The organism is Paenibacillus sp. Soil724D2, from assembly GCF_001427935.1.
Classification (GTDB): domain Bacteria; phylum Bacillota; class Bacilli; order Paenibacillales; family NBRC-103111; genus Paenibacillus_E.
Genome location: NZ_LMRY01000022.1, coordinates 24,080 through 38,844 on the forward strand (window position 1 = coordinate 24,080; position 14,765 = coordinate 38,844).

9 protein-coding genes are annotated in these 14,765 nt (G+C 42.6%); all 9 read left to right on the plus strand.

Features of this window, described 5'->3' with window-relative positions; all coding sequences use genetic code 11:
* Window positions 1-6 precede the first annotated feature (6 nt).
* Window positions 7-1,539: an ABC transporter substrate-binding protein gene (locus tag ASG85_RS18815; RefSeq protein WP_060647450.1), complete on the plus strand. Its 1,533-nt coding sequence runs from the start codon at window positions 7-9 to the stop codon at window positions 1,537-1,539.
* Between the two features lie 180 nt (window positions 1,540-1,719).
* Window positions 1,720-1,896 carry a hypothetical protein gene (locus tag ASG85_RS38000; protein WP_156396682.1) on the plus strand — a complete coding sequence of 59 codons (177 nt, stop codon included), beginning with the start codon at window positions 1,720-1,722 and terminating at the stop codon, window positions 1,894-1,896.
* 51 nt (window positions 1,897-1,947) lie between these two features.
* A complete protein-coding gene (locus tag ASG85_RS18820; protein WP_060647451.1) occupies window positions 1,948-4,761 on the plus strand; it encodes an alpha-L-rhamnosidase in 2,814 nt (937 codons plus the stop codon).
* Window positions 4,758-7,064 carry a glycoside hydrolase family 2 protein gene (locus ASG85_RS18825; protein ID WP_060647452.1) on the plus strand — a complete coding sequence of 769 codons (2,307 nt, stop codon included), beginning with the start codon at window positions 4,758-4,760 and terminating at the stop codon, window positions 7,062-7,064. The genes ASG85_RS18820 and ASG85_RS18825 overlap by 4 nt, the downstream gene beginning before the upstream one ends.
* 140 nt (window positions 7,065-7,204) lie before the next feature.
* A complete protein-coding gene (locus tag ASG85_RS18830; protein ID WP_057303926.1) occupies window positions 7,205-8,761 on the plus strand; it encodes an extracellular solute-binding protein in 1,557 nt (518 codons plus the stop codon).
* A 240-nt stretch (window positions 8,762-9,001) separates the two neighbouring features.
* On the plus strand, window positions 9,002-10,981 hold the full coding sequence (locus tag ASG85_RS18835; protein WP_162257273.1) for a helix-turn-helix transcriptional regulator: 1,980 nt from the start codon (window positions 9,002-9,004) through the stop codon (window positions 10,979-10,981).
* A gap of 258 nt (window positions 10,982-11,239) precedes the next feature.
* On the plus strand, window positions 11,240-12,145 hold the full coding sequence (locus ASG85_RS18840; RefSeq protein ID WP_060647454.1) for an ABC transporter permease: 906 nt from the start codon (window positions 11,240-11,242) through the stop codon (window positions 12,143-12,145).
* Window positions 12,146-12,147: 2 nt separating this feature from the next.
* Complete coding sequence (locus ASG85_RS18845) at window positions 12,148-13,017, plus strand: carbohydrate ABC transporter permease (protein WP_082562226.1); 870 nt, start codon at window positions 12,148-12,150, stop codon at window positions 13,015-13,017.
* Between the two features lie 70 nt (window positions 13,018-13,087).
* Window positions 13,088-14,680, plus strand: coding sequence for a hypothetical protein (locus ASG85_RS18850; RefSeq protein ID WP_057303929.1), 1,593 nt, complete (start codon window positions 13,088-13,090; stop codon window positions 14,678-14,680).
* The last annotated feature ends 85 nt before the right edge of the window (window positions 14,681-14,765 follow it).

Consider the following 14,765-nt stretch of genomic DNA (forward strand, 5'->3'; position numbering starts at 1 on the left):
GATACGATGAAAAGGAAAGCGAAGTTGGCGACATTGTCACTTGTCACAGTCATGTTAACGGGGGTGATTGCCGGGTGCGCGTCTTCGAAAAATGAAGGAAGCAGTGGCGCTACTGCATCTCCGGCTTCAAGCACAAACCCGAACAGTGCTACGAAAGACCCTTATGAGATCGCAATTGCCATTCCGGCATTCGGAGCAGCACCTAAGGATACGCAAGCGGTACAAGATGAGATTAACAAAATTACAAAGGCTAAAATCAACGCAACAGTGAAAATCATGCCCGTCAGTATCGGGGCCTGGGCGCAACAAATGAATTTGATGACTTCCGGCCGTGAGAAACTGGATTTGTTCTTTGAATTTGGTGCGGGGTACAGCCCCGATGTGGCGACTGGAAAAATAATCGCGATTGACAATCTGTTGGACAAGTATGGTGATGGCATCAAAAAACAGATCGATCCCGTCTATCTAAACAGCGTTAAAATTGAAGGAAAGACCTATGGTGTGCCTGTTTATAAGGACTATACGACAGGGGTTCCCGGGGTTCTTATGCGAAAAGATTTAGTGGATAAGTACAAAATTAATGTAGCATCCATCAAGACGATTGATGACCTGGATCAAGTGTACAAGACAATTAAGGATAATGAGCCCACTATCGTTCCGCTCGGAGCCGGGTTATCTATGCCGTCGGATTTTTATGTTTGGTATGATAAACTGGGGGACCGTTTGGGCGTGTTGCCGGGATATGACAATGGTCTAAAGGTCGTGAACTTGTTTGAGACCAAAGAGTATGAAGACTATTTGAACAAGGTTCATAGTTGGGCTAAGGCCGGATATATCAACAAGGATGCTGCGACAACTCAAGCTAACGCCTCTGACTTATTGAAAGCAGACAAGGCATTTTCTTATTTCATCGGCCTTAGACCGGGCAACTTGGAATCTGAAATCCGAGCGAATGGCAAAGAGCTCGTTTTTGCACCATTAATGCCTAATATTTATGCGACTACTTCCAGTACGCAATCGGGATTGTGGACCATATCCGCTAATTCTACCAACCCTGAACGCGTCATGATGCTCATGAATTTGATGTACACGGATAAGGATCTTGCTAACTTGTTTATCTATGGCATTGAAGGGAAGCACTATGTGAAGGTGTCGGATAATTCGATCGATTACCCTACCGGTATTGATTCAAAGACGGTGGGATATTCGATTCAAAGTTGGATATACGCTAATCCATCCATAGCCTATTTGATGAAGTCAGACTTGCAGGAAATGTGGAAATTGACTGCAGAAGCCAACCAAAAAGCGATTAAATCGAAAGCGCTCGGCTTCACATTCAATTCGGAGCCTGTTAAAAATGAGATTATTGCTCTCAAAAATGTAACAGATCAGTACGCGAAAGGGTTGGAGTCAGGAACACTCGAACCGGTAGATAAATTACCAGAGTTTAGAGCTAAACTGAAAGCAGCGGGTATCGATAAAGTTATTGTGGAAAAGCAAAAGCAGCTTGATGCTTGGGCGACTGCAAACAAAAAATAAGAAAGTTCAAAACCAGGCTTCCATTTTAATGGGCCTGGTTTTTTTATTAGACCATTGCTTGTTAACAGGAAGTCGGTAAAACGTTATGGATAAGTCGTGAGAGTGTTAGTGCGTTATTTAGATTGACCTTAAGATGATAGTAAATCCTTTTTTTTTCGAGAGGGGGACACCTGTGCTTAAGTGATCCTTCGCAGGCGGATCGGGTCGCTCTGGAAAGTGGAGCTCGAAGAAGAGTTTGAAGGCTCAAACATCATCCTCGGTTTAGAAGCGGAGCCGGTAAACCATGCGAAGCTCCTGCCTTATTCGATTGGTTTCAATATACGCCCACTATGTGACGTGGGACATGAATTGCGTTAAAGATCGATTCCGGACTTTAATTATCAATCTTAGCTTTGGGAGGTTACCAAAATGTTGAAAGTAGTATCATTGCGAACGGAGTATTTGGAAAATCCCCTGGGATTGGATACGAAAAAGCCGCGCCTAGGCTGGAAATTCCGTTGTGACGGCAGGAACGTCATACAAACCGCATATCAAGTTCAAGCATCTGCAACCGAGAGCTTCACTAACATAATGTGGGACAGCGGCAAGGTTGAGACGGACAAATCGCAGGGCATTCTGTATGAGGGTCCGGAATTAAAATCGCTTGAACGGATCTATTGGAGAGTTAAAGCTTGGAGTAATCATGAAGGGGAGTCATCCTTCAGCGATCCAGTTTTCTTTGAAACTGGATTGTTGAACGCTTCAGATTGGAAAGCCCGTTGGATTGAGCCGGAGAAAGAAGTGGATATTCACGCCTACAAACCAGCTCCATATATCCGGAAGGAATTCACCGTAAAGAAGGGGCTCAAATCGGCCAGAGCTTGCCTGACATCGAAGGGGTTGTATAGTTTTTATCTGAATGGAATCGAGGGCACGGACCATCTGTTCACTCCAGGCTTCACTTCATATCATAAACGCCTACAATACCAAGTTTACGATGTAACTCCATTCTTGCAAGAAGGCTCTAACGCGTTAGGTGTCATTCTCGGGGACGGTTGGTGGAGAGGGGCTACGGGTGGAGCAAGTTTAAAGAACAATTTTGGCTATAAAGTAGCTTTTCTGGGGCAACTCGTGTTGGACTACGAAGATGGAAGCCGCGAGATCATCGGCAGTGACGATTCCTTTAAGACGTCCCTTGGACCATTGCGTAAATCGGACATGAAAGCTGGGGATCTTTATGACGCCCGAATCAACATAGAGGGTTGGAATCAACCTTTCTATGACGATTCCTCCTGGGAGCCAGCCCAGCTCACAGACGATGGATTCGACAACTTGATTGCTACTCGAAGTGTCGCGGTAAGAGAGAAAGAAAGATTTACGCCAAAAGTTATGCGAACGCTAAATGGCGAAACGATTCTCGATATGGGTCAAAATATCGCAGGTTGGGTAGAAATGAAGGTTCAAGGCGATGCAGGGACTGAGATTGTTCTAATCCATGGGGAAGCCTTAGATAAGCACGGAAACTTTACTCTACAAAATCTGGCGGATCATGGAACGCTGGAGGATTTCCAAGAGATCCGTTACATAATGGCTGGTAACGGTGAAGAGCGCTACCGTCCGCGGTTTTCGATCTTCGGCTTTCGCTATGTACTCATTAAGAATTATCCAGGAGAAATAATACCTGACAATTTTACAGCTGTAGCGGTGTATTCCGACTTGGACGAAACGGGGGATTTCACTTGTTCAAATCCATTAATCACGAAGCTGGTATCTAACTCCAAATGGAGTCAAAAGGGAAACTTTATGGAGGTGCCAACCGATTGCCCAACCCGGGAAAGAGCGGGATGGACAGGGGACGCCCAAGTATTCTGTAGAACGGCGTCGGATTTCATGAACGTGTACCCATTCTTTGAAAAGTGGATGGCCGACGTTGCAGCGGAACAATTTGCTGACGGTTCGGTCGGCAGCACAGTGCCAACCGTTATTGGGCATCACAGCATGGAGGAATGGGAAAGATTCATAGAGCAAATTAACAACCCGATGGAAGCTATGCGCAGGCCCAAACCTGGTTCAGCCAGTATTCTTGACGGTTCTGCAGGATGGGGCGATGCGGCTGTTATCATTCCATGGACGATGTATCTTTGTTATGGGGATAAGGCTATTTTAGAGAAGCAGTTTGATTCAGCAAAGGCATGGGTCGATTATATGGCTGCCTGTGCGAAGAATGCGAATGAGCTTTACCAAGATTCGCCGGCTTATCAAAATTATACAGACGGGGAACGTGACGCTGATTACATCTGGGATACAAGGTTCCATTGGGGGGAGTGGCTGGAAACTGACACTGAATTTGGGGATCTCATGGCCGTTTTGAGCAAAACCAAAGGAAACCATCCGGATGTATCAACCGCCTACTATGCCTATTCCACTCGATTGTTGGCTGAAATGGCATCTGTACTCGGAAAGGCGGAGGAAGAAGCCAAGTACCAAGCCCTTTATGAGAAAATTAGACGCGTATATAATCAGTACTTTATTAAAGATGACGGCGCTATATTGGAAGGCAGGCAGGCACCTAATGTTCGTACGCTAGCATTTGACTTGGCGTATGAAGATAAAAAACAAGCCGTTGCCGACAGACTGGCGCAGTTGGTTGTTGAACAGGATTATCACTTGAACACTGGCTTCCTATCGACACCTTTCATCCTCCAGGTGTTGGCGGATTACGGACATGCTGATATCGCTTTCCGGTTGTTGGAGCAGGATACGTGTCCTTCGTGGCTGTACGCTGTCAGCAATGGTGCGACGACCATTTGGGAGAGTTGGAAAGGTATTAAGCCAGACGGAGAACTATCAGGATCATTGAATCATTATTCGTATGGGGCCGTATGCGATTTTCTCTTTGCGGGCATAGCCGGAATACGTCCTGTTTGGGAGAAACCAGGCTACAAGCATTTCATATTGAAACCAATGGTTGGAGGAACGCTGACGCAAGCATCCGCAACGTATGAGTCCCTCTATGGAACCATTAAATCGAGCTGGGGAAAAATGAATCGGGGCGTAACCTATCGTTTTGAGGTGCCGGTGAATACGACGGCGACGATCATGCTTTCAGGCAATCTAGATGATCTTAAGGAAGTATCCAACGAATTCCCGGATGCACGATATGAAGATGGACGAATTGTATTTAATGCGGGAAGCGGCGAATATCAATTTACAATTTTGGTTGGGAGAGTGGCTACACAATGAGAAGATGTATTGAGATAAATGATGCTTGGCGATTTATTCGGCAGAACGAAGAACAAGCTGAAAGTGAATTGTACAATGATGATCATTGGAATACTGTGAATATTCCCCATACATGGAACGCAATCGATGGAGCAAATGGCTATGAATATTATCAAGGTGCGTGCTGGTACAGAAAGGCTTTTACGGTTGAGCCATCATACGAGGGAAGTAAAGTGTTTATCGAGTTCAATGGATCTAACAGTATTACGGATGTATACGTAAATGGTCAGCATATGGGGCAGCACAAAGGCGGGTACTCCATCTTCAGGTTTGACATTACAGATGTCGTTAAACATGGAGCTAAAAATGTACTTGCGGTAAAAGTTGACAATACAGTTGTGGATGACGTTTATCCTCAGAAAGCAGACTTTACCTTCTACGGGGGGATTTACCGCGAGGTTAAAATGGTTGTTACGTCTCCTGTTCATTTTGATTTGTTGGATTATGGTTCACAGGGCGTATATATTGTTCAGGAAAAGGTATCTAAGGAAAGAGCCCAACTAAGCATTAGAACAAGACTTGTAAATGACAGTAATGAAGAGAAAAAAATTAGACTTTGGGCAGATATTTTTGATGCCGATAATCATATTGTAACCTATGCTTCTAAGGAAGTTATACTGGCTGCAGGAGAAACCAAAACAGAAGAGCTGCCTTGTGTTATTGACCATCCAACACTATGGCATGGTAGAAAAAATCCTTATATGTACAGTGCCAATCTATCGATGACTAGCTTTAATGACACGATCGATGAAGTATCGATTCCTTTTGGCGTAAGATACTTTCATGTTGATCCTGAAAAGGGCTTCTTCTTAAACGGCGAGCATCTGCCTTTGCATGGTGTATCTAGACACCAAGACAGGAAGGATATGGGCTGGGCTATTACGGAACAAGAACAAGTCGAAGATATGGCCTACATTCAGGAAATTGGAGCATCTTCCATTCGATTAGCCCATTACCAGCACAGCCAATATTTTTATGATTTGTGTGACAAAGAAGGTATGGTGGTATGGGCTGAGATTCCCTTCATTTCAGTTATGTCACAGAACGAATTGGAAGGGATCAATGCCAAGCAGCAGATGGTCGAGTTGATCAGACAGAACTATAATCATCCTTCCATCGTATTCTGGGGGATACAGAACGAAATTCAAATCGGCGGTGAACGACCAGAGGTCAGAAGACTTGTTAAAGAATTACATGACTTAACGAAAAAAGAAGACCCCACTCGCCTTACGACAATGGCTAATGTTTTATTTGTCAGTGAGGAAGATGAATATAATCGTATGACGGATGTGATCGGATACAATAAATATTATGGTTGGTATCACGGTAATGCGGAAGATTTTGCACCCTGGCTTGATAAGTTTCACCGCATTAACCCCGATGTGCCGCTTTGTATATCCGAATACGGGGCAGAAGGTATTGTCCAATACCATAGTGCTGATCCCAAGGTAAAAGACTACACGGAAGAATATCATGCTCTGTTCCATGAAACGGTTTGGAAGACTTTCGAGAAGAGGCCTTTCCTTTGGGCAACTTATGTATGGAACATGTTTGATTTCGGAGCGAATATCAGAGATGAAGGTGGCGTCCAGGGAAGAAACAACAAGGGTCTTGTCTCCTATGACAGAAAGATCAAGAAGGATGCCTTTTATATGTATAAAGCGCATTGGTCTGAGGAAAAATTTGTTCATATCACCAGTAAGCGACATGTCGATAGAGCAGAGGGTATCATTCATGTAAAGGTGTATTCAAACTGCAATGAAGTAACGCTATACGTAAATGGAAATCAATTTCAATCTAAAACCAGTGATGATAAAGTTTTCATCTTCGAAAATGTATCCCTGGTTGAGGGTATAAATGAAATACGCGCAGCAGCCACCGGAAATAATGCTCAATACGTAGATATTGCAAAATTTAATAAGGTGGAAGAACCGAATCCAAGTTATGAAGCCCCAGTAGAGGAAAAAGGCGGCGAAGTTACGAACTGGTTCCAAATGCCTGATTTGGATGGAGAGATCGAGGAATTACAGTTTACGGACGATGTTTACTCTACGCGTTGTACGTTTAAAGAGCTTTTTGAGAATAAAGATGCGGAAGCGGTCTTAAATAAATATTTAGGAGAAAGTTTTAGGGAGAGACCAACGTATGGCATGACGCAAGGATTTAAGATCGATATGTTGGCGGAAATGGCACCCGAACACTTCACTGAAAAGCTGCTATATGCACTAAATAGAGAACTGACAAAAATTAAAAAGAACAAGTAATATCCATGAAAGAGCAACGAAAAAAAGCCGGTGATTTCGGCTTTTTTTCGCATTCTCTCTAAAAGCAAGTGTAATGTTGGGCTTGAGTCCTCTCAATGATATAATATTTAATTAGTTGCAAATTGAAAGGGGCAAGAAAGATGGCAGTACAATCAAGAATGATGCGGATGATCGTATTGTTAACCGTAGGCGCATTGCTTGCCCTAACAGTAACAGGATGTTCAAGTGTTGGTTCAGGTGGTAATGACACCGCAACTGGTAGTGCTTCTGGGAGTGAACAGAAAAAGGAAGTTAAGACAGTTAGCATTCTCATGTATGGCGATTGGGGGAAAATGCCTGGGCCAGATGATAAGCAGATCAAATATGTTACTGAGAAGACCGGTATTGAAATTAAATCAGAAACGCTGCCTTGGAATGGCGGCACTGATTTTACCAAAGCTTTGAATGTTAAGATTGCTGCGAATGAACTTCCGGATTTGTTCTTGCCTCACGGGGTTGAAAATACTTTGCTGAAGCAAGGTACTTTGCTTGCCTTGGATGATCTGTTGCCAAAGTATGCGCCAACCTTGTGGAATGCAATCCCTCAGGATGTATGGGATAGCGTAAGGGCAAACTCTCCAGATGGAAAAATTTATTTTATCCCGAGAGTTAATTTGTATCCACGATATAGTTCATTGATTCGCAAAGATTGGTTAGACAAGGTAAACATGAAGATTCCGACAACGAAGGATGAATATGTTGCTGTCCTTAAGGCATTTCGCGATCAAGATCCTAACGGCAACGGTATAAAGGACGAGATTCCGACCAGCGGACGCGAAGCGGGGCGATGGATGGACGACTTATTCTTGATGTACGGCGTTGCCATGGTAGAAGGTTACCCGGTTTGGGATTTGTACAACAATGAACTTACGTACTCGGCTGTCACTCCCAATATGAAAGCAGCCCTTACATTTGCCAGAGACCTTTACAAAGACAAATTGCTTGATAATGAAACATTTTTGAATAAAGAATTGACATGGAAAGCAAAGATTCAGCAAGATAAGGTTGGCGTCTGGTACCATATTCCATATGGAATTAAGCAAAACTTTTTCGAGAATCTGCCTAAAATAAATCCAAATGCTTATATTGTCGGAATGCCGGTCCCCAAAGTAGAAGGGTTTGATAGTTTTACTCCGAGACCACTTATCAATAATATGGAGTGGGCTATTCCCAAATCATCCAAAAACGCAGTGGAAGCTTTGAAGATCATTGAATTTTATGCGAAGCCCGAGAATCGTAATTTTGCTTCTTTTGGGATTGAAGGCGAACATTTTGAAATGAAGGATGGCAAAAAGAAGCGGCTGCCCGTCAGTTCGGATCAAACTTATCTGATTGATTTATTTCCAGTTATAACAACGGAGCAGATGACACTGACGCTTCAGGATCAGTATGAACCAAAGGTTGCCCAGATGATGATAGATGCGATGATGGTAGGTGGAAGAGACGGCAAACGGATTGCTGGCGATGGCATTCCTTTATCGATCTATGACGGCTTCCCAGACATTAAATCCAACAAGCTCTATCAAGAATACATGTCCAAAATTATTGTCGGTGATTGGCCGATTGATAAATTCGATGAATTCGTTCAAAGATGGAAAAGCAGTGGGGGAGACGAAGTCACGAAGCGGGCACGCGAGTGGTATGCAAAGAAGAAATAATTAGGAAAAACGGCAGGGGAAAGTATGAATGTATACAAGTACAAAGCGAAACTGATTTTCTCGAATATCAAAACAAGATTAATTCTCATACTTACACTTGTCATTTGCCTCGCAATTGCTTTGGTTGGAACTGTCATGTATAGCCTAGCTAGACATTCGCTATTAGAGGAGATCAAAGTTCCGCACCAGCAAATGTTGACCTTTGTCAGGGACGATGTTGACAGGAAAATGACCGACATTATGACAACGTCTATTTATGCAGTTCTAGACCCTCTGACGATCGATTTCTTGCGTTATGACAATCATAAAAGTATGGATACCATCCTTGGGGTTGTGTCTATGTTGGATACACTAACTCAAAATAGTTCGATCATAGATAGTATCTATATATATGATGAAAAAAATCGTCATGTTGTTGGCAGTTCTCCTTTCGGGTTTAATTCCAGTATTGAGACCTTTGGTGACAAGGGTTGGTTGTCTCAATTGTCTTTAGCTGAACAGGGCACCAATAATTTGACTTTCGCTAAAAGAATGAAAGACCAGGGCGAAGTGATAAGTTTCATTAGACGAATATACGAAGAAAATAAAATATCCGGGTACCTGATCATAAACTTGAAATCCTCAAAACTATTTTCCCAAATCACTCCTGAAGGTTCTACTAACAATGAGGCAGTTCGAATCATTCAAGACGCAAAAGGAGAAACTTTATTCTCAATTGGTGAAAATAAGAAAGAGCAGATAAACCCAAAGAAATATTTTATTACTCGTCTGACTTCAACTTCAACACAATGGAATTACGTTTATGCGGTTCCTCAAAAACAAATTTTTGGCAAATTGTATTGGATTCGGACCATGACTTTCTTGGTGTCCGCGGTTACCATGTTGATCGGAATGTTGATTATTTTCCAAGTTAACCGCATTACATTTAGACCTATTGAACGATTGATTAAAACGGTTCAGAGCCATCGGAATGAGGCGCTAGAGGTTGACTTCACTCAATTGGAGTCCTATGTCGGCAGACTGCTCACGCAACTAACTTTCTTGCATGGCAGCAGCAAAGAACTAAAAGCCAAATTTATTCAAGATATGGTTTACGGAAGACTACGCCGTAAGGAATTTGATCGGAAGTGGCGGTTGCTTTACTCAGAATGGCGTTCTGACTTACCTGTTTATGCTGTTATTGTTTCGGTGGATGCCTATTATAATTGGTTGAATGCATACAAGCAAGATGATCAGTTATTACTTAAGTTTGCAGTAGGTAATATTTTCGAGGAAATTCTTGGGGAGAGTTTTAGGGTGCAGTTTGAAGATTTAACCCAGGATCGGAGTGCCCTCATTGTACAACCCTTGTCTTCTGATATGGCTTTGCAAATGCTCTATGATAAACTTTCAAATGGGATTGAAGTCGCTGATAAATTGTTGAAAATTTCATTATCTGTTGGTGTTGCCGAATCGCTTTATCCGATTAGTAGTGATCTCAGCACTCGCTACAAGCAAGTTGAAGTGCTACTGCTGGATCGTCTGTATATTGGGTATAAAAAACTTCATGTGCCTGAGCAAGCATTACCCTATTCAGATGCGCATGGCTCTGGTTCTAAAAATGAAACCATCCATGAAATTACTCAAGGCATTAAAGAAGGAAAAACAGAATATATAAACAGTATTTTAGAAAAAATACGAATGGAGTGGGAAACGTCAAATTCAAGGCCACTGCACCTATACCGCTGGTATTCCAATTTACTTAAGGAAATGATAACGAAATTCAGAGACCCAGAAGATGAACAATTCCAGGAAATCATGGATTCGTTGGATTCCCTTCAAACGTTGACATTTTCAGATTTGCATCAAATGACATTAGATGAAGCTACCTACCTAGCAGAAGAAGTGAAGAAGAGAAAACCAACAAAACATGGTAATTATTTTAGGAAGATGGTCGAGTACATCCAAGAGCATTATCCAGAAAATATTGGCGTGTCGCACGTAGCGGAGGCTGGAGGCATTAGTCAGTCTCAGGCAAATGTCCTCTTTAAACAAGAAACCGGAACTTCGATCTACGATTATATTACACAAGTACGAATTGAGAAAGCGGAAGAATTACTTAAGAGTACGAATTTGAAAGTGATTGAGATTTCTGAGAAAGTTGGATACGCTAGCGAAAACAGTTTTATTCGTAACTTCAAAAAAATTAAAGGGATTACACCTGGCAAATTTAAAGAATAAAAAGATTTATATTGGAAGCGGAGAAGCTGAAAAAGCTCTCCGCTTCTATTTTTTTTCATCTTCATATTCAACAAATCATATCTATATCCACCATTTATCCGGTGATTTGTTGGATTCAGTGGTGAATTGGACAACTTCAATGTTGAGTCCAGATACAGATGACCGTATTGTTGAATCCAACAGAAGTGGAGGAGCCAGGTAGAGCTGAAGCCGATCACAGTTTCTAACAACTAAGAATCAGATTCAGGGGGGAATAAGTTGAAAGTCGTTGCATCTCATCGAATGAAGGTGTTTTGGCCGCTGTATATCATGGCCATACCAGGTATAGTTTTTCTCATCATTTTTAAGTACATTCCGCTTGCGGGCTCCGTAATCGCTTTTCAAAACTTTTCTGTATTTAAAGGATTCTTGGACAGCCCTTGGGTTGGATTCAAAAACTTTGAAACCTTGTTCCAGTATCCGGATTTTATAAGGGTGTTCAGCAATACACTAGTGCTTGGATTTCTACGCATTGTAATCGTGTTCCCAATTCCTGTCCTGTTGGCGCTCATGATCAATGAAATCCGGAAATCGCTACTTAAGAAAGGAATTCAAACGGCTCTGTATGTGCCGCATTTCCTTTCATGGGTCATCGTATCAGGCATTGTGTTTGATATGTTTTCACTAAGCGGACTGTTTAACATCGTGATCGGGTGGTTTCACCATGATCCTACCTTGGTTATGCAGGAAAGTTCCTATTTCCGTATTGTTTATGTGCTTTCCGCCATCTGGAAAGATGCGGGGTGGGGAACAGTTGTTTATATGGCAGCGATTAGTTCGATAGACCCTCAGTTGTACGAATCAGCGATGATAGACGGAGCATCTAGGTTCAAGCAAATCCGGCATATAACATTTCCGCTGCTGCTACCTACTGTATTAGTCTTACTTTTACTAGAAATCGGTAATTTCTTGGATTTGGGCTTTGACCAAGTATTTAATCTTCAGACGCCAATGACTTATAGTGTTTCGGATATCTTAGATACTTACGTGTTCCGAACAGGCATTCAACAAGGGCAGTATAGCTTTGCGACAGCCGTCGGATTATTTCAATCGTTAATTGGATTTATTCTAGTATTTACTTTCAATAAGTTGTCGAAAAAAGTTTCAGACGGGGGGTTATGGTAAGTATGCTTGAATCCAGAGGGGAAAAATTATTCGGTTCAGTCGTTACTATCATCCTCCTGCTTGTATCTTTCATCGCAATTATTCCGCTACTATCCGTACTCTCGACCTCATTCAGCTCTAAACGGATGGTGGATATGAATCTGGTCACAATTTGGCCAAAGGAATTTACATTAGCCTCCTGGGATTTTATGATGTATCGTCCCGATCTATGGAAGTCGTTCTTCTTAACACTGGGCACAACGGTGATTGGAACGATTTTGGCGCTGCTCGTCACGGCCCTTCTTGCATATCCGTTGTCTAAATCGGAATTTCGTTGGGGCCCTGTCATTATGATCGGTGTCGTGATTGCGATGATTTTCAAGGCTCCCCTTGTTCCTTATTTTCTGACAGTAAAAGGTATCGGGCTTTACAATAACCCATTGGTGTTAATCATCCCTCATATTCTAAATCCATTTAATTTGATCATTATGCGTACATTTTTCAAGCAGTTTTCCAAAGAGTTGGAAGAAGCTGCTTTTATAGAGGGTTGCGGATATTTCCGAATGCTGTTCCAATTCGTACTTCCGCTTTCCAAGGCTGTGTTAGCTACTTTGGCTTTATTCTACGGTGTTGTGTTATGGAACCAGTTCCAGCATCCGTTGATGTTCTTGCAAGACACGAATCTATTCCCACTGCAAATCAAGATTCGGCAATTTATCACCGACGACAACATCTTGGTTACGGGAGCCGTCTCTACAGCTGGTTTAGCGTACAATGAGCGTACACTTCGGGCGACAACCGTTATTTTTGCCATGATCCCTGTTGTGGCGGTATATCCTTTCTTGCAAAAATACTTCGTTAAAGGGGCTATGCTTGGCTCTGTAAAAGGATAATATCACATCGGTTTGTAGGCTCATTGAGTCTTAGAACATAAACTATTTTAAAAATTAGGGGGAACATGGAATGGTCATCAAAAAGATTGGGGTACTTGCGGCTGTCAGCGCCCTTGCTTTTACTGTAGTAACAGGCTGTAGTGATAAAAAGAATTCTTCCGAAAGTGCAAGTTCTTCATCGGCAGCGCCGAACCAAGGGGCATCTTCAAAGGCGGAGGACATTGTTGATATTGAAGTCTGGGGAACTAACATCGGGTATAAACCAACCACCAAAGGCAGCAAATTGTATGAATTTTATAAGGAAAAATTAGGCGTAGGTGTGATCAGCCCGTATGTGGAATGGAACGGAGGGACTGCTTATTTAAATACGTTAAATCTAAAGATTGCATCCGGTGAATTGCCCGATTTGTTTTTACCCCAACAGGGTATCGAAAATAGCTTAGCAAAAAACGGAGCTATCGCCGATCTGACCGATTTGCTGCCGAAATATGCACCGAATTTATGGGAAGCCATTCCGAAGGATATGTGGGATATTGTGAAAGCAAATGACCCTACTGGTCAGGGCAGAATTTATTATATCCCTGGCATGGTAGACTACGGAAGATATTCCGGCATGATTCGCAAAGATTGGTTAGACAAGCTGGGCTTACAGATGCCGAAGACGCAAGATGAATACGTCAAGGTCTTGGAAGCATTCCGTGATAAGGATCCTAATGGTAATGGGCAGAAGGATGAACTTCCAACTGGCGGCCGTCAGGAAGCACGCTGGATGGATCAACTGTTTGCGATGTACGGAGTAGCTATGTTTGAAGGCTATCCGGATTGGGACCTTTATGATGGCAAGCTGACTTATTCCGCGGTATCACCGAATATGAAGTCTGCCTTGGAGTTTATCTCCAAGATGTACAAGGACGGATTAATTGATAAAGAATCCCTACTGAACGATAAAGCGAAGTGGGACGGCAAGGTTGCAGCTAATAAGGCAGGCAACTACTTCCACTGGGCAGAACAAACCAATCTTTATTTGGATAATTTGCAAAAGAACAGTGGTGTGAAAGGTACATTTGCTTCTCTTCCAATACCAGAGGTTCAAGGCTACAAGGGCTTCTATACCTGGAAACGATTTACACCTCCGGCTTGGGTCGTGAAGAACGAAAAGGATCAAAAGAAGTTAATGGCTACCTTAAAGTTACTGAACAACATGTATGACAAGAAAAATTGGAATGCTTTGTACCTGGGTGTTGAAGGCATGCACTATACAATGAAGGATGGCAAAGCCGTTAAACTTCCGGATGATAAAAGTACCCAAGAGAATCTTATCCTTGATCCTTATTCCAAAATCTCGACCCTTGATTTTACAAGTAATCTCCTGAAAAGTACGTCATCGGAAGATAGAATGTGGGAGATTGACCAAACCGTTCAAATCATGCAGGATGCCCAGAAGTATGCGAAAGTCATTGCTGGAGACGGAATGCCGGCTAGCGTCTATGAGGGTTTCCCAGATATCAATAATCGCACACTCTATATCGAATACGTTAGTAAGATCATTACAGGGCAGTACCCGATCAGCAAGTTCGATGAGTTTGTAGAAAAGTGGAACAAATCGGGCGGCGAAGAGGTTACGAAGCGGGCAAGAGAATGGTATGCAAAAGTGAAAAAATAACTGTTAGACGCTAATATCCGCTCGGCTTCTCATCGAAGTCGAGCGGATATTTCAATCTAATCTCGGGAATCGAATGAACCGAACC